This window comes from Streptomyces sp. AK010 (genome assembly GCF_014207295.1).
Taxonomy (GTDB): Bacteria; Actinomycetota; Actinomycetes; order Streptomycetales; family Streptomycetaceae; genus Streptomyces; species Streptomyces massasporeus.
Genome location: NZ_JACHCX010000007.1, coordinates 129,932 through 144,617, shown reverse-complemented (window position 1 = coordinate 144,617; position 14,686 = coordinate 129,932). Strand labels below are relative to the sequence as shown.

The following is a 14,686-nucleotide window of genomic DNA, read 5'->3' as shown; positions in this document are numbered from 1 at the left end:
TTACTTGATTCCGGTGAAGCCGATGGAGCTGACGATGCGACGGGCGAAGCAGGCGAACAGCACCAGCATCGGCAGCGCGGCGATCAGCGTCGCGGCCATGAGCCCGGACCAGTCGACGCCGGTCGCGGGGGTCTGCGCCCGGAAGACCGCGAGCGCCACGGTCAGCACCCGCGAGCTGTCGCTGTAGGAGACCATCAGCGGCCAGAAGTAGTCGTTCCAGGAGGTGATGTACGTCAGCACGCCCAGCGTGATGATCGGCGTGGACGCCATCGGCAGGACCACCCGGAAGAAGATTTTGACCTTCCCGGCGCCGTCGAGCAGCGCTGCCTCCTCGACCTCTTTGGGGATGTTCATGAAGAACTGGCGGAGGAAGAACACCGCGAACGGCGTCATGAACATGGTGGGCAGCGCGATGCCGAGGAGCGTGTCGATCAGGTGCAGTTGCTTGATCAGTACGAAGTTCGGCAGCAGGGTGAAGACGGCCGGCACCATCATCCCGGCCAGGAACAGCCCGAACACCTTGTCCCGGCCCCGCCAGCGCAGCCGCGAGAAGGCGTAGGCGGCCATCGCGCTGAAGAAGATCTGACAGCCGGTGATCAGGGTCGAGACCAGCACCGAGTTGAGCAGGTAGCGCCAGAAGTCCAGTCCGCCGCCCGCGCCGCCCTGCGCGACGGCCTCCTCGGCCGACTGCAGCCCCAGGGCGCGTTGGAAGCCGCTGGTGGTCAGGTCGACCGGCAGCGGATTGGTCGGGTCGGCGCTCAGGCCCGCGTTCGTGGAGAGCGCGGTGCGCAGGATCCAGTAGAACGGCAGCAGGGTGATGAGGACGATCAGCCCCATCACGGTCCAGGCGGCGGCCCGCCCGAAGGGGAACCTGCGCCGGACCGGCCGCAGGGTCGTCGGCGGTGTTGTCGTCACGGTGGCCATGGCGGTGTCTCCCTTCTCAGCCGAGGTCGGTCCGGCCGGCCCGGGTGAGCCGGTACTGGAGGACGGTGATCGCGCTCAGCACGACCAGCAGGGCGACGGACATGGCCGAGGCGTAGCCGAACTGGAAACGGCCGAACGCCGAGCCGTAGATGTAGTACTGCAGGACGTTGGTCGCGTTCGCCGGGCCGCCCGCGGTGGTCACGGCCACGGTGTCGAAGACCTGGAACGACCCGATGACCGTCATGATCAGCACGACCGCGAGCACCGGCCGCAGCAGCGGCATGGTGATCCGCCAGAACATCCGCCACTCGCTCGCGCCGTCCACCCGGGCCGCCTCGTACATGTCGTTCGGGATGGCCTGCAGTCCGGCGAACAGCAGCAGGGCGGTGTACCCCACGTGCCGCCACACGTTGATGAGCGCGATCGTCGGGATCGCCCAGGTCTCGTCGGCGAGGAACGGGATGCGGTCCACACCGAGGCCGCTGATGATCTCGTTGCCGATGCCGAGCTGGGTGTCGAGGATCCACAGCCAGACCAGACCGGCGACGACGTTCGACATCAGATACGGCGTCAGCACGATCCCGCGCAGCATCGCCGACTGGGTCAGTCGCTGGAGCAGGACGGCGATGGCGAGCGCCGCGACCGTCTGGACGCCGATGTTGATGAAGACGTACTCGACGGTGACCCACAGGGAGTCCCAGAAGATGGGGTCGTTGACCATGCGGACGTAGTTGTCCAGGCCCACCCACTCCGCCGGTGTCAGCAGGTTGAAGCGGGTGAAGCTCAGGGAGATGCCCCGGAGCGTCGGCCAGAGCAGGAAGACCAGGAAACCGAGCAGGGCCGGTGCGATGAACAGCGCGGCCAGCCGCCCGTCCCCCCGGTCCTCGCCGGACACCCCCTGCTCTGTCCCGGTCCTGCTGTGGGCCTCCGCCGCGCCGCCCGTGGGCAGACGTGAAGGAGGACTGCTGGAGGCGATGGTCATCGGGAGACTCCCTCGCTGCGGCGGCTCGTCCTCTGGCGGTACTTACTTTTGGTGCGAAACAATTGATGCGTCAAGAGGCGGGCAAACATCTTTTCCCATGAACCTTCATCGGCCTAGAGTGGACATGTTGGTTTCAGTGCAAAAGAAATGGGTGAGGGGAGTCGGACCGCCATGACCGACGGCACCGCCGGCTGGCTGCCGCTGAGCGCGGGCGAGCGCTCCGTGGCGATCGAAGTGCTCGTCCACGGCCCGCTGTCGCGCACGGAGCTCGCCCGCAGGCTGGGCCTGTCGGCCGGCAGTCTCACCCGGCTGACCAAGCCCCTGATCGAGTCGGGCCTGCTGGTCGAGGTACCCGAGGCGGGAGTGCCCGCGGAGACGCGCCAGGGCCGCCCCTCCCAGCCGCTGGACGTCGTCGCCGACTCCGGCTTCTTCCTCGGCTTCAAGATCACCGAGGACACGGTCTACGGCGTCGTCACCACGCTGCGCAGCCATATCGTCGCCCGCCACGACCGCCCGCTCACCACCCACGACCCCGCCGAAGTCGCCGACGTGCTGGCCGAGATGACCGCCGAACTGGCCGAGAGCCGCCCCCGCCTCGCCGGGATCGGCATCGGGGTCGGCGGGTTCGTCCAGGACCGCGCCGTGGTCGGCGAGTCCCCTTTCCTGCTGTGGCGGGACGTCCCCCTGGCCGACCTGGTCGAGGGGCGCACCGGGCTGCCGGTCGTCGTCGAGAACGACGTCGCCGCCCTGGTGGAGGCCGAGACGTGGTTCGGCGCCGGACGGGGCCTGGACCGCTTCGTCGTCCTCACCATCGGCGCCGGTCTCGGCTACGGGCTCGTCCTGGGCGGCAAGCGGGTGCCCTTCGCGGAGGAGGACCGCGGTTTCGGCAGGCACTGGATCGTCGATTCCAACGGGCCGCTCACCCCGGACGGCAGGCGCGGCAGCGCCGTCTCGCTGCTGACCATCCCCAGCATCCGCTACCAGATCCGGGCCGCCACCGGCGATGACCGCACCTACGAGGAGATCCTCGCCCTGGCCGCCGCGGGGGACCCGATGCCCGCCCGGGTCGTCGACGAGGCCGCGCGTGCCCTGGGGACGCTCGTCGCACAGATCTCCAACTTCGTGATGCCACAGAAGATCCTGCTCGCGGGGGAGGGGGTCGGGCTGATGGACGTGGCCGGGAAGACGGTCGAGGAGACGGTCCGTGACCTGCGGCACCCACTGGCCGCCCCGGTCGGCCTGGAGACGAAGGTGTCCGACTTCCACGACTGGGCCCGTGGCGCGGCCGTGTTGGCCATCAAGGTGCTGGTGCTGGGGTCGGCCGAAGCGTGAACGACGGCGAACGTCCGGGTGGCGAAAGGTACTCACAGGTGGCTGATGTGAACAGCCTCACGTTTACCGGGAGATGGACGTGATCAGTAACACTGTCCGAAATGACCGTTCAGTTCATCATTACTCACATCGCCTTCACGTGCGGCGACGTATGCTTCACAGCATGTCCACCACTGTTGAATCATCATCCGAGCGATCGGCTGACGAGGTCAACCAGGAGATCCGCGCGCTGTGGCGCCGGTCGGGCGGGACACTGAGCGTCGAGCAGCGTGAGGAATACCAGCGGCTCGTCCTGGAGTGGGCCTGCGCGGCCCCGCAAACGGCGCCCGCGGCCTGACCTACGTCCCGGCCCGCCGCCGCATCGGACCCTCGTCGAAGGGCACCCCGGATCCAACGGGTGCCCTTCTCGCACTTTCCTCGGCCGTCGTCCACGGCATCGTCGTCCCCCAAGCTCTCGGCTCGGGGGACGACGATGCCGTGGTGCCCTGTCGGTGCTGTGCGGGGTCCTCGTCCTCGTGCCGGACGCGCACGGCACCCCCGGTCATCCCCAAGTGGCCGAGTAGTACTGCCGATACGCCTTGCGGTCCTGCTCCGTGCGAATCCACCGGGTCGCCACCAGGGCGACGAGGCTGCCCCCGATGACGAGCATGCCGGGGCCGACGTTGCGCGGGTCGGTGAGACGGCTCAGCAGCGTCGACACGTCCGTGCCCGTGATGGGCGCCGACGAACCCGGCGACGCCGCGCCCTGCGACGCCGACGGCGCGGGAGCGGCACCCGTGCCGCCGGACGACTTCGCCACGATCAGCTTGACCCCGAGCTCGGTCAGCGCCTTCGTCACCGGCTGGAAGAACGTCGTACCACCCGCCTTGCAGTCCCCGCTGCCACCCGACGTCACGCCGAGCGCGACGCCGTCGGCGAACATCGGGCCTCCGCTGTCGCCCGGTTCGGCGCAGACATTCGTCTCGATGAGGCCGGTGACCGTGCCCTCGGGGTAGTTGACCGTCGCGTTGAGCGCGGTCACCTCGCCCCCGCGCAGCCCGCTGGTGCTGCCGCTGCGGAAGATCTTCTGTCCGACCTCCGCGTCGGCGACGCCCGTGATGCGCACGCCCTTGCCGTCGCCGACCGCGACGACGTCCGCGCCCTTGCCCGCACGGCCGCCGTCGTACTTCACCAGGGAGTAGTCGTCGCCGGGGAAGCTCCCCTTGAGCGACGTGCCGACCTGGTCCCGGCCGCGGTCGTCGGCGAACCAGACGGAACCGTCGGGCCCGCAGTGGCCGGCCGTGAGGATGAAGTCGCTCTTGCCGTCGGTCACGTTGAACCCCGCCGAACAGCGCCCGGCGGTCGACAGGATGGGCTGCGCGCCGTTGACCCGCGTCGTGAACGTGCCCTCGGAGCGCTCCATGCGCACGAACGATCCGATGCCCTCGGCGACCTCCGTCATCCGGGACCAGTCGGAGGAGGAGACGGTGCTGTCGCCCCGCACCACCACCTGGTTGCTCTTGTAGTCCATGGCCCACGAGGTTCCGGACACCCGGGGCGCCGAACGCAGCGTCGCCGCGGCGGACTTGAGGTCGCTCATGCTGTGTTCGACCATCTTGGCCTGCGCGCCGGCCCGCTTCACCTCGGCCGCCGCCTTGTCGTCGGTGACCGCGACGACCGGCCGCCCGGCCTTGTCGACCCAGCTGCCGGCGGTGCGGGAGTTCCCCAGCCGGGACACGAGATCGTTGCCCTCACCGGTCGCAGGTGGCGCGGTGAACGGGACGCCGATGGACGGGGCCGGTGGCTCGCTCGCCACGGCGTTGGTGACCATCGCTCCTCCGAGGAGGATTCCGCCGACGGCCGCCAGCCGTGTCACTCGCCGGACGACCCGTCGTCGTGCGTGCCTCATGCATGGCTCCCGAACCCGAACATCACGATGTGAACACCGCGGGGCCCTCCTTGAGTTGAGTGCCCTTCACCCATACGGAGCTCAGCCGTGCCGCGTTCAGCGCACCGGTGATCTCTTCGGTCTCACCCGGCGACCGGGGCCGCGAGCAGGGCCCCGCTGCGCGCGTCGCCCCACACCGAGCCGGGATCGACGTAGGGCCGCAGCAGGGCGGTGAGCGCCGGGTCACCGCGGCCGTTGAGTTCGTCGGAGGCGATCTTGCGGGCGATCCCGGCGAGGAAGTCCGCCACCTGCACCCGCGCGTCGTCCCGCGCGACGACGAGCCGTACCCCCACCAGGCCGACCCCGGCCCGCCGGGCCGTTCCCTCGATCCACGCGATGCGGTCCGGCGTCAGCATGTTCTGCCGGTCGTGCACGAGGTGGACCGGCCGCCCGTCGCGGCTCCAGAGCGCCGCCGTCGCCACGATCGCCGGAAGCAGCGGGTTGAGCAACGGGATCAGCGGCGGCCCGGCCAGGACCCCCTCCCGGTAGGAGACCGCGCGGGGCCGGGTCCCGGCGAGCCGCTCCAGGATCCCGGCCGTGTCCGTCCGCGGGTGCGTTCGGCGCAGGGCGTCCACCGTGTCGTAGAAGGCGTCCACCGGGTCCCCCTCGTGACGGACCCGCAGCAGCTGGTTGGCCGCCTCCAGGAACGCCCGCCAGCCGTCGTCCCCGAAGGCCGGGCGCCCCGCGCGGAACAGGACGGCCGCCTCCGCCGCGTCGTCCAGGAGCAGGCCGAGGGTCCGGTCCACCACGAAGAACGCCTTCTCCATGAGGTGCACCCGGGCCCGCCCGTGGATCGGCCCCCGCGGCGCGAGCAGCCACTCCAGCACCGCGCGGTGCTTCTCCCGCAGCAGGTGGTTCGCCTTGTACTCCTCGGCGGGCGACCGGATCCGGTCCCGGATCTCCCGTACCGTCGCCGCGGCCGACGCCACGGACAGGGACACGCCGGCGTGCGCGAACACGTCCGTGTTCCCGCCGGTGAGGTTCTCTCCGTCCGACCCCGACTCGTCGCAGGCGATTTCCAGGAACGCGCCCGACGCCCCGCCCCGCTCCCCGCCCACAAGATTCCCGCTCACCGCACAGCCCCCTATCGTGTGCCCATGACCAGGATCCCGCACGAGACGTCCGGTGAACCGAATCCCCTGCAAGCCCTCACCCTCGACCGGCTCCGGCAGCGCACCAGCATGAAGTGGCGCACCTACCCGGAGGACGTGCTGCCGCTGTGGGTGGCCGAGATGGACGTGCCGCTCGCCGATCCCGTCGTGTGCGCCGTCACCGACGCACTCCACCTCGGCGACACCGGCTACCCGGCCGGCACCGCCTACGCGCAGGCCCTGGCCGCCTTCGCCGGGAAGCGGTGGGGATGGAGCGGACTCGCGGTGGAACGCACCGCGATCGTGCCCGACGTCATGCTGGGCGTCGTCGAGATGATCAAGCTGGTCACCGGCCCCGGCGACACGGTGGTCGTGAACTCGCCCGTGTACCCGCCGTTCCACATGTTCCTCGAGCACATGGACCGAAGGGTCGCCGAGGCTCCGCTCGGGGCGGACGGGCGCCTGGACCTCGCTGTTCTGGAGGAGACCTTCCGGCAGGCCGTGGCCAATGGGCGGCGGGCCGCCCACCTGCTGTGCAGCCCCCACAACCCGACCGGGACCGTGCACACCGCCGAGGAGCTGTCCGCCCTCGCCGGGCTCGCCGAGCGGTACGGCGTGCGCGTCGTCGCCGACGAGATCCACGCCCCGCTCGTGCTCGGCGACGCCGTCTTCGTGCCGTATCTGAGCGTGCCGGGCGCCGAGCGCGGCCTGTCGCTGATGTCGGCCTCGAAGGGCTGGAACCTGCCCGGGCTCAAGGCCGCCCTCGCGATCGCCGGGCCGCAGGCCGCCGCCGACCTGGAGCGGATGCCCGAGGAGGTCGGGCACGGCCCGAGCCATGTCGCCGTCATCGCCCACACCGCCGCCCTGCGCGACGGCGTCACGTGGCTCGACGCCCTCCTGACCGGTCTCGAGGGCAACCGGCGGCTGCTCGCCGACCTGCTGGCCGAACACCTGCCGGCGATCCGCTACCGGCCGGGCGACGCCACCTACCTGGCCTGGCTCGACTGCCGCGCCCTCGATCTCGGTGACGACCCGGCCGAGGTCTTCCTGAAACGCGGTCGGGTCGCCCTCAGCTCCGGCCTTCCGTTCGGCACCGGCGGCACCGGCCACGTCCGCCTCAACCTGGGGACCTCGCGGGAGGTGCTCACGGAGGGAGTACGGAGAATGGCGGCGGCGCTGCGCTGAACCCGCGGGCACGCTCGTAGACTTCCCGCCATGGACGACAGGACGCTGGACGCACTCGGCGCGGGCAAGTACCTGCTGGTCACCAGCTACCGCAAGAACGGCACACCGGTCGCCACCCCGGTCTGGGTGGTACGCGACGGGGACGCGCTCGGCGTGTGGACGCCCGCCGACTCCTGGAAGGTGAAGCGGATCCGCAACCGCGCCGACGTGCTCGTCGGCCCCTGCGACCTGCGCGGCAACCCCACCGGCGACCAGGTGCCCGCGACGGCGGAGATCTGCGACGCGGCCACCACCGCCCGCTACCGGCAGCTGATCGGCCGCAAGTACGGCCTGACGGGCCGGCTGACCCTGCTCGGCAGCCGGCTGCGCCGGGGCGTGGACGGCACCGTGGGCATCCGCATCACCCGCTGAGGTTCGGCAAGCGCTTTCGCTCGCGGGGGAGTGGGGACCGGGCCCACGGGAAAGGGCATCTGCCATGAGCCGAACTCCCGTCCTGCGCGCAGCCGTCGTCGGCACCGGTCACCGGGCCCAGCTGTTCACCCGAGGCCTCGCCGAACGCCCCGGCCATGTCGTGGCCGCGCTGTGCGACCCCAGCCCGACCCGGATGGCCTTCCACAACCGGCTGCTGGCCGAGACCGGCGCACCGGCCGCCACCCCGTGGGAGCCCGACCGCTTCACCGACCTGCTCGCCGCGGAGGGCATCGATGAGGTCGTGGTCACCACCGTCGACGCCGAGCACGACCGCTACATCGTCCCCGCGCTGAAGGCGGGCTGCCGGGTGGTCACCGAGAAGCCGATGACCGTCGACGCCGGGCGCTGCGCCCGCATCCTCGACACCGTCCGCGAGACCGGCAACTCCCTGACCGTCGCCTTCAACTACCGCTTCAACCCCGTGCACGAGAAGGTCCGCGCCCTGCTCGCCGACGGTGCGATCGGCGAGGTGCTGTCGGTCCACTTCGAGTGGCTGCTCGACGTACGGCACGGGGCCGACTACTTCCGCCGCTGGCACCGCGAGAAGCGGCACAGCGGCGGCCTGATGGTGCACAAGTCCTCGCACCACTTCGACCTGGTGAACTGGTGGCTCGCCGACGAGCCCCGGGAGGCCTTCGGCTACGGGCGGCTCGGCTTCTACGGCCGTGAGGCGGGGGAGCGGCACGGACTGCGCCGGGACTACGACCGTGCCCACGGCGCCGAGCGGGCCGCCGACGACCCCTTCGCCCTGGACCTCGCGGCCGACGCCACCCTGCGCGCCCTCTACCTGGACGCCGAACGCGACGACGGCTACCTGCGCGACCGCAATGTCTTCGACGGGCCGGTCACCATCGAGGACGACATGTCCGTCCTGGTGCGCTATGCGCGCGGCGCGACGATGACGTACCACCTGACCGCCTACTCCCCCTGGGAGGGCTACCGGGTGATGGTCAACGGCAGCGCGGGCCGGCTGGAACTGGAGGTCGAGGAGAGTCGCTGGCAGCCGCCGCTGAGCCGGATCACCTCGTCGGTGGGCGCGGTGCACGGCGACACGGCGGCCGAGCACGGGGGCGGTGCCCGCCTCACCCTGCGCCCGCTGTGGCAGCCCCCGGTGGACGTGCCGCTCGCGGTCGCCCACGCTGCCCACGGCGGCGGCGATCCGCGCATGCTCGACGCGCTGTTCGGACCCGTCGGTCCCACCGCCCCGGCGGACACCGGTGCCGCGACCCGTCGCACGGCCACCGAACGCGACGGGGCGCTCGCCCTCGCGGTGGGGCTGGCGGCGAACCGGAGCTTCGAGACCGGACGGCCCGTGCGCACCGAGGAGCTGATCGCCCGCTGAGGGCGCGTCAGCTCCAGGCGCGGTACGGCTCGTCCAGCAGCTGGAAGACCGGCTCGCCCCGTACCGGGTCCTTGGCCGTGGACAGCCGTACCCGGTCCCCGCTGTGGATGCCGATCGGCGGGCCCATCACCCGGCCGCGCACCACGAACCCCTCGGACATCTCTATCTGCGACACGTTGCGCGCCGCGGGGGTGTTGCGGTGCACGACGGTGGAGTGGCGCACCGTGCCCGTGCCCTCGGCGCGCTCCGTGCGCAGCTCGCTGCCCCGGCAGACCGGACACAGCAGCCGGTGGTACATGGCGGTGCCGCACCAGGTGCAGCGCTGGAAGAGGATGGCCTCCGAGTTCTGGCCCCTCGGGTCCAGCAGACCCGTCGCGGAGCCGGCGGCCTGCTGAGTGACGCTTCCTGAGTGGTACACGCTGGTCAACTCCCTGCACTCGGCCGGAATCCGCGCACGCGATCACCCGCGCACACGTGTGCGCGGTTCGCCGTGCCACCGTGCACGCAGCACAGAGTATGGCACTCAGTGCCACTCGTAAAGGCACTCCGTACCCTCAATGTGCGGAGCCCTCAGTCCCGCCCCAGCGTCGTCTCGATCTCCTGCACGACCCGCCACAGCGGTGCCCCGCGCCGCGACACGACGATCACCACGTCCTCCGGCTGCTCCACGGCGGGCGGCAGCGGCACGCCGCCGAACGCCGACTGCACGTAGTCCAGCGCGTGGCCCACCGCCGCGCTCGCCTCGCCCCGCCCGTCCGAACGCAGCCAGCAACGCAGCGCGTTGTTGTGCGCCGCGACCACCGCCGCCGCGATCACGTCGGCCTGCAGCGTGCCGTCCCGGCGGGCGGCGAAGCGCCGGCGCAGGTACTCGGCGAGGGCCCGCTCGTAGCGCCACACCACCGACAGCTCGTAGGCCCGCAGCCCCGGCACCTGCTTGGTGAGGCGGTAGCGCTGCACCGAGAACGCCGGGTTCTCGGCGTACATGCGCAGCACGAGCCGGGCCGCGTCGCAGACCCGCCGCACGGGTTCGTCGTCGTCGGAGCTGTCGGCCAGGAACGCCGTCATGTCGGCGAGGCACCGCTCGTGGTCCGGGAAGACCACGTCCTCCTTGGAGGGGAAGTAGCGGAAGAACGAGCGCCGTCCGACACCGGCGAGCGCCACGATGTCGTCGACGGTGGTCTGCTCGTACCCCCGCTCCGGGAACAGCTGGAAGGCCGCCGCCACCAGGGCGTCCCGGATGGGCGGCTTCCCGGTGCCGGCCTCGGCTTTCTCGGAGCTCATGAGCGCGAACGTAGCACTCGTGGGACCACCGGTGGCACTCAGTGCACTCGTAGGGAGGTACTGAGTGCTCTGCCTGCCGGACCGGCCGGGCTCTGAACCCCGGACGCGCCCGCCGCGTATGTAGCGGCAGGACGATCCTCGAAGGACGGGCGCCCCCCCCGGGCCCGGACGAAGGAGAGCAGCGTGTCGACACCGTCCGAGCCCCGGCCGCCGCACGACGGCCCGGCCCTCGAACCCATCCGCGTCCTGCGGCCCCGCCGCACCGACGCGCTCGCGGAGCTGATGCGGGAGTTCCAGCAGGAGACCGGCCGCGACCCCGGCCGGCAGGAGACCGGCCGTGAATCCGGCGGCCACGGGTCCGGCCGCGGCCCCGGCGGCTACGAGTCCGTCGCGCTGCCGGGACCGCCGGCCGGTTCCGAGGCCCTGACGCAGGAGCTCCCGCCCGTCGCCCGCGAGACCCGCCGGCCCACCCGAGCCGTCCCCCCGGGAGCCCGGGCTGCGCCGCGCCGCCGTCGCGGTTGCCGTCCTGGCCGCCGCGGTGATCGGCTTCGGCGGTGCGCTCCTGCTGCACGGCGAGCACAAGGACGCCGGCGCCGCGCCCGCGCCCGGTCCGCCCCGGACCGCCCCCTCCACCCCCGACCCCACTCCCACCCCGCCCGGCCCGGCCGTCCCCGCACCCGTGGACCCCGACGGCGCGGGCACGCTGCGCGAGGGGGCCAGCGGCCCCGAGGTGACCGAGCTCCAGCAACGTCTCCTGGACATCCCGGACGTCTACCGGGACGGCTCCACCAGCGGCAACTACGACTCCACCCTCACGGCCGCGGTCGCCCGCTTCCAGCTCTGGTACGGCATCCGCGGCGACGAGACCGGCGTCTACGGCAACGACACCCGGGCCGCCCTGGAGTCCCGGACGGCGGCGGGCGCGAGCTGATGTGTGACCATGGCCGGCATGGACGAGTTCGTCGACCGGCTGAACCCCGAGATGTCCGTGGTCACGGCCGCCGCGGGCGGTGAACGGGCGGGCTGTCTGGTCGGGTTCGCCTCGCAGTGCTCGCTGCGGCCCGTGCGGTTCGTGGTGTGGCTGTCCGAGCTCAACCACACCTTCCGGGTGGCGCGGAACGCGGACGTCCTCGCCGTGCACCTGCTCGGCCGCGAACAGCGCGCCCTGGCCGAGCTGTTCGGGGGGCGGACCGGCGCCCGGACCGACAAGTTCCAGGACGTCCGGCTACGGGAGGCCTACGGCGGGGCCCTCGTCCTGGAGGAGGCGGCGGCCTGGTTCGTCGGCCGGATCGTGACGTGCGCCGGCGGCGGCGACCACATCGGTTTCGTCCTCGACCCGGTCGAGTGGGGCGGACATGGTGCGCGCGACACGCCGTTGCTGCGCATGTCCGACGCCGTCACCATCCACCCGGGCCACCCGGTCGACTGACGTCCCACCCTCTCCGTCGAACGCCGGGCAACGGCTGGGAAAAGCGGCGGATCGTCGGGGCCGATCGGCGTCACCCTGGGCGTGGGCGACGCGCGGGGCGCCCGAACCGCCACGAACCGAAGGCCACGCCCGTGAACGGCTCCCGCATCCCCGGCCTGGTGCTGCCCACCCTGTTCCTGCTGGCCTCGCTCGTGGGGCTGTGGTGGTACTGGCGTCACCGCGGTGACTTGTGACCCGCTGCCCCCTACCGGTCCTGAATGCCACGCGCGACGCGAGTCATGCCCGCCGGCTCACGGTTGCCGGTTCGCCTCGGCCAGGGCCTGGGTGACCGCCCGGACGCTGCGGGCGATGTGCTGGAGCTGCATGACCTCGGCCGCGTACAGCTTGATCGTGTGCTCGATGACCCCCTCGTGCAGGCCGAGTCCGGGCAGGTCGGCGCGGGCCGTCTGCAGGGCGGTGCGGGCGACCCGGATCTCGTTCTGGACCTGGATCTGGGCGTGCCGGGCGAGCAGGACGGGGTGGCGGATGAACACGGGGTATCCGGCGTAACGCGTGGGCACCAGCTCGCGCAGCCACTTGGCCGCAGAGCGTTCCCAGTCGTGGCTCCCGGGGGTCTTGACCTGGCAGGGCCAGTCCGGGCTGATGCGCGTGGTCGTCAGGGGCATGATCATCGCTCTCGGGTGTGCGGCGTCGCGTGGGTGGACGACGGGTCGGGGCGGCCCCGGCCTAGGGGATGGCCGGGGCCGCCACGAACACCCGGGACCCGGAGTGGGTAGGACCCGGCCCCACGGGTGCGGAACGGATCCGGAACTACCGGGTCGCGATCCGTGAGCAGTATTTATATATGCCATCCGGTTTGCAAGGAGCATGAAAACATTCATGCGCGCTTTGTTGCGGATGGTCTCCATGTGAGGTCCCCGCGCGAGGTCCGCACGGGCGGTCCACCTGGGCCCGCCCGCGTGGGCGCCCTCCTCCGCGTGCGGTCCGGACGTGCCGCTCAGCCCCTGACGCTCAGTCCCTGACGCTCAGTCCCTGAGGAAGAACTGGTGCTGGTCGGCGACCTGTTCGTACTCCTCCAGCCGCGCCTGCGTCCGCTCCGGATCCGCGTCCGTCATGGCCTGCAGCAGCGCCGAGCACATCACGCCCGGGGCCGCGTAGGAGTCGAAGACCAGGCGCGACCCGGTCCCGAGGGCGAAGACGACGTCGGCCTCGTCCGCGAGCGGCCCGAGCGCCAGGTCGGTGATCAGGGCGACCTTGAGCCCGGCGCCCCGCGCCACCCGCACGGCCGTCAGGGTCTCCTGGGCGTGCCGGGGCATGGAGAACGCCAGCACCCACGTACCTCCCGCCTCACGCGACTGCAGCAGCGCGTCGTAGGCGACGCTGCCGCCCCGGGTCACCAGCCGTACGTCCGGATGGATCCGGCGGGCGGCGTAGGCGAAGTACTCGGCGAGTGAGACGGAGATGCGCAGCCCGAGGACCGTCAGCGGCGCGGACGAGGAGAGCTTACGGCCGACGTCGATGACCAGGTTCGGGTCGGCCAGGTCCCGCCGCAGGTTCTCCAGGTTCTCGATCTCGGCGTCGACCGCCGCCTGGAGTTCGTTGCCGTGCGTCTCCTCGGCCGGGCCGACGGCGAGGGTGCTCAGCGCGATCGACTGGAGCTTCTCCCGCAGCGCCGGGTAACCGGTGAAGCCGACCGCCGAGGCGAACCGCGTCACCGAGGGCTGGCTCACCCCGACCCGGTCCGCGAGATCCGTGATCGACAGGAACGCCGCCTCGGTGATGTGCTCGATCAGGTACTGCGCGATGCGCCGCTGCCCCGGGGACAGCCGGGGCCGGTCGAAGAGCGATCTGAGCTGGGCGGACGGGGAGACCTCCGCCTCGGGGGCGGCCTTCCCCGAGGTGATCGCGGATGCCTGTGCGCGTGCCTGCTGCGGCGATGGCACCGGTGCGCCTCCTTCGTCTCCCACGGACGTTCAACATAGCTCACGCACCGTAGTGACCAGGGCTTCTCAAGGCAGCATGAGCTGCCCCGCGCGGGGATACCCGTACGCCGGGCGGGAACCCGCCGCCGCACACCACCCCCGAGAGGAGCCCCCGCCATGACCGTCCCGGAGGAGAACCGGCTCAAGACGGAGAACACCGACGACCTGCTGGACCACAGGGACGAGAACCGCCCCCGTCCGCCGGGCGGGACCGGCCGCACGATGCGCGAGGCCCTGGAGGAGGCCGAGGTGCGCCCCGACGACTACGACGACCGCTAGGGCACCCCCGGCAACCCCGACCGAACCGACGACGCTTCCGGCAGGAGAGACGGCATGAGCGCGCTGAGTGCGCTGGAACGGACCCTGGAGAACCGATGGGACGCGCTGTGGGCGCGGCTGCGCGACAAGGAACCGGTCGAGGTCCTCGACGCCCTGCAACGCGAGTGCGACGACAACGCCGTGGTGTGCCGTGAGGGACGCGTCATGGTCCCCAACGCCTACGACGTGGAACTGCCCGAAGACGTGCACGAGCATCTGACCCGCACCGGCACCGACGTGGGCCAGGCCCTCACCGACAGCCTGTCCCGCCACGCGGAACGCCGCGGCTACGAGTTCGCCGGCCCGCTGGCGGTCCACGTGGCGCGGTGCCCCGACGTGCCCGACGGCCGCTACCGGGTGGCCTCCAAGGTCATGCAGCACGTGAGCGCGCACGGGTTCCTCCACGCGACGCACTGACCCAC

At 71.7% G+C, this 14,686-nt stretch carries 17 protein-coding genes; 9 read left to right on the top strand and 8 right to left on the bottom strand.

Annotated features, from left to right (window positions below; all coding sequences use genetic code 11):
• Positions 1 to 924, bottom strand: coding sequence for a carbohydrate ABC transporter permease (locus tag HDC93_RS15890; RefSeq protein WP_185011298.1), 924 nt, complete (start codon positions 922 to 924; stop codon positions 1 to 3).
• A gap of 16 nt (positions 925 to 940) precedes the next feature.
• Positions 941 to 1,906, bottom strand: a complete 966-nt coding sequence (locus HDC93_RS15885) for a carbohydrate ABC transporter permease (RefSeq protein WP_185011295.1) — start codon at positions 1,904 to 1,906, stop codon at positions 941 to 943.
• Positions 1,907 to 2,077: 171 nt separating this feature from the next.
• Here HDC93_RS15885 and HDC93_RS15880 point away from each other — a divergent pair, with 171 nt between their 5' ends.
• Both HDC93_RS15880 and HDC93_RS15875 read left to right on the top strand, forming a co-directional pair.
• A complete protein-coding gene (locus HDC93_RS15880) occupies positions 2,078 to 3,238 on the top strand; it encodes an ROK family transcriptional regulator (RefSeq protein ID WP_185011293.1) in 1,161 nt (386 codons plus the stop codon).
• Between the two features lie 151 nt (positions 3,239 to 3,389).
• A complete protein-coding gene (locus tag HDC93_RS15875; RefSeq protein WP_185011291.1) occupies positions 3,390 to 3,575 on the top strand; it encodes a hypothetical protein in 186 nt (61 codons plus the stop codon).
• A 204-nt stretch (positions 3,576 to 3,779) separates the two neighbouring features.
• Here HDC93_RS15875 and HDC93_RS15870 read toward each other — a convergent pair whose 3' ends face one another.
• Both HDC93_RS15870 and HDC93_RS15865 read right to left on the bottom strand, forming a co-directional pair.
• Entirely contained in the window at positions 3,780 to 5,126 is a 1,347-nt protein-coding gene (locus tag HDC93_RS15870; protein ID WP_185011289.1) for a S1 family peptidase, read from the bottom strand.
• Between the two features lie 122 nt (positions 5,127 to 5,248).
• The gene (locus HDC93_RS15865; protein ID WP_185011287.1) at positions 5,249 to 6,238 is read right to left on the bottom strand and encodes a DUF3800 domain-containing protein; all 990 of its coding nucleotides are present in this window, start codon (positions 6,236 to 6,238) and stop codon (positions 5,249 to 5,251) included.
• Between the two features lie 24 nt (positions 6,239 to 6,262).
• On the opposite strand from HDC93_RS15865, the gene HDC93_RS15860 reads away from it, so the two are divergent.
• The 3 genes from HDC93_RS15860 to HDC93_RS15850 all read left to right on the top strand — a co-directional run bounded on the left by HDC93_RS15860 (position 6,263) and on the right by HDC93_RS15850 (position 9,254).
• Complete coding sequence (locus HDC93_RS15860; protein ID WP_185011285.1) at positions 6,263 to 7,441, top strand: MalY/PatB family protein; 1,179 nt, start codon at positions 6,263 to 6,265, stop codon at positions 7,439 to 7,441.
• A gap of 30 nt (positions 7,442 to 7,471) precedes the next feature.
• Positions 7,472 to 7,852, top strand: a complete 381-nt coding sequence (locus HDC93_RS15855) for a PPOX class F420-dependent oxidoreductase (protein ID WP_185011283.1) — start codon at positions 7,472 to 7,474, stop codon at positions 7,850 to 7,852.
• 64 nt (positions 7,853 to 7,916) lie between these two features.
• Positions 7,917 to 9,254: a Gfo/Idh/MocA family protein gene (locus HDC93_RS15850; RefSeq protein WP_185011280.1), complete on the top strand. Its 1,338-nt coding sequence runs from the start codon at positions 7,917 to 7,919 to the stop codon at positions 9,252 to 9,254.
• Positions 9,255 to 9,261: 7 nt separating this feature from the next.
• Here HDC93_RS15850 and HDC93_RS15845 read toward each other — a convergent pair whose 3' ends face one another.
• Together HDC93_RS15845 and HDC93_RS15840 are read right to left on the bottom strand one after the other, a co-directional pair.
• Positions 9,262 to 9,672, bottom strand: a complete 411-nt coding sequence (locus HDC93_RS15845) for a Zn-ribbon domain-containing OB-fold protein (RefSeq protein WP_185011278.1) — start codon at positions 9,670 to 9,672, stop codon at positions 9,262 to 9,264.
• 152 nt (positions 9,673 to 9,824) lie between these two features.
• A complete protein-coding gene (locus tag HDC93_RS15840) occupies positions 9,825 to 10,535 on the bottom strand; it encodes a TetR family transcriptional regulator (RefSeq protein ID WP_185011276.1) in 711 nt (236 codons plus the stop codon).
• 538 nt (positions 10,536 to 11,073) lie between these two features.
• Between HDC93_RS15840 and HDC93_RS39320 the strand changes: the two genes are divergently transcribed.
• Both HDC93_RS39320 and HDC93_RS15830 read left to right on the top strand, forming a co-directional pair.
• On the top strand, positions 11,074 to 11,466 hold the full coding sequence (locus HDC93_RS39320; protein ID WP_311774563.1) for a peptidoglycan-binding domain-containing protein: 393 nt from the start codon (positions 11,074 to 11,076) through the stop codon (positions 11,464 to 11,466).
• Between the two features lie 9 nt (positions 11,467 to 11,475).
• Positions 11,476 to 11,964, top strand: a complete 489-nt coding sequence (locus HDC93_RS15830) for a flavin reductase family protein (RefSeq protein WP_185011274.1) — start codon at positions 11,476 to 11,478, stop codon at positions 11,962 to 11,964.
• 290 nt (positions 11,965 to 12,254) lie between these two features.
• Here HDC93_RS15830 and HDC93_RS15825 read toward each other — a convergent pair whose 3' ends face one another.
• Positions 12,255 to 12,635, bottom strand: a complete 381-nt coding sequence (locus HDC93_RS15825; RefSeq protein WP_185011272.1) for a hypothetical protein — start codon at positions 12,633 to 12,635, stop codon at positions 12,255 to 12,257.
• Between the two features lie 354 nt (positions 12,636 to 12,989).
• Positions 12,990 to 13,907, bottom strand: coding sequence for a MurR/RpiR family transcriptional regulator (locus HDC93_RS15820; RefSeq protein ID WP_185011270.1), 918 nt, complete (start codon positions 13,905 to 13,907; stop codon positions 12,990 to 12,992).
• 156 nt (positions 13,908 to 14,063) lie between these two features.
• Here HDC93_RS15820 and HDC93_RS15815 point away from each other — a divergent pair, with 156 nt between their 5' ends.
• Positions 14,064 to 14,225 carry a hypothetical protein gene (locus tag HDC93_RS15815; protein WP_185011269.1) on the top strand — a complete coding sequence of 54 codons (162 nt, stop codon included), beginning with the start codon at positions 14,064 to 14,066 and terminating at the stop codon, positions 14,223 to 14,225.
• 54 nt (positions 14,226 to 14,279) lie between these two features.
• On the top strand, positions 14,280 to 14,681 hold the full coding sequence (locus tag HDC93_RS15810) for a DUF3662 domain-containing protein (protein WP_185011268.1): 402 nt from the start codon (positions 14,280 to 14,282) through the stop codon (positions 14,679 to 14,681).
• Positions 14,682 to 14,686: the final 5 nt, after the last annotated feature.

Bases quoted from the DNA above. Each gene is read 5' to 3' on its own strand.
- HDC93_RS15890 (WP_185011298.1), bottom strand. From the start codon at position 924: ATGGCCACCGTGACGACAACACCGCCGACGACCCTGCGGCCGGTCCGG.
- HDC93_RS15885 (WP_185011295.1), bottom strand. From the start codon at position 1,906: ATGACCATCGCCTCCAGCAGTCCTCCTTCACGTCTGCCCACGGGCGGC.
- HDC93_RS15880 (WP_185011293.1), top strand. From the start codon at position 2,078: ATGACCGACGGCACCGCCGGCTGGCTGCCGCTGAGCGCGGGCGAGCGC.
- HDC93_RS15875 (WP_185011291.1), top strand. From the start codon at position 3,390: ATGCTTCACAGCATGTCCACCACTGTTGAATCATCATCCGAGCGATCG.
- HDC93_RS15870 (WP_185011289.1), bottom strand. From the start codon at position 5,126: ATGAGGCACGCACGACGACGGGTCGTCCGGCGAGTGACACGGCTGGCG.
- HDC93_RS15860 (WP_185011285.1), top strand. From the start codon at position 6,263: ATGACCAGGATCCCGCACGAGACGTCCGGTGAACCGAATCCCCTGCAA.
- HDC93_RS15855 (WP_185011283.1), top strand. From the start codon at position 7,472: ATGGACGACAGGACGCTGGACGCACTCGGCGCGGGCAAGTACCTGCTG.
- HDC93_RS15850 (WP_185011280.1), top strand. From the start codon at position 7,917: ATGAGCCGAACTCCCGTCCTGCGCGCAGCCGTCGTCGGCACCGGTCAC.
- HDC93_RS15840 (WP_185011276.1), bottom strand. From the start codon at position 10,535: ATGAGCTCCGAGAAAGCCGAGGCCGGCACCGGGAAGCCGCCCATCCGG.
- HDC93_RS15830 (WP_185011274.1), top strand. From the start codon at position 11,476: ATGGCCGGCATGGACGAGTTCGTCGACCGGCTGAACCCCGAGATGTCC.
- HDC93_RS15825 (WP_185011272.1), bottom strand. From the start codon at position 12,635: ATGATCATGCCCCTGACGACCACGCGCATCAGCCCGGACTGGCCCTGC.
- HDC93_RS15815 (WP_185011269.1), top strand. From the start codon at position 14,064: ATGACCGTCCCGGAGGAGAACCGGCTCAAGACGGAGAACACCGACGAC.
- HDC93_RS15810 (WP_185011268.1), top strand. From the start codon at position 14,280: ATGAGCGCGCTGAGTGCGCTGGAACGGACCCTGGAGAACCGATGGGAC.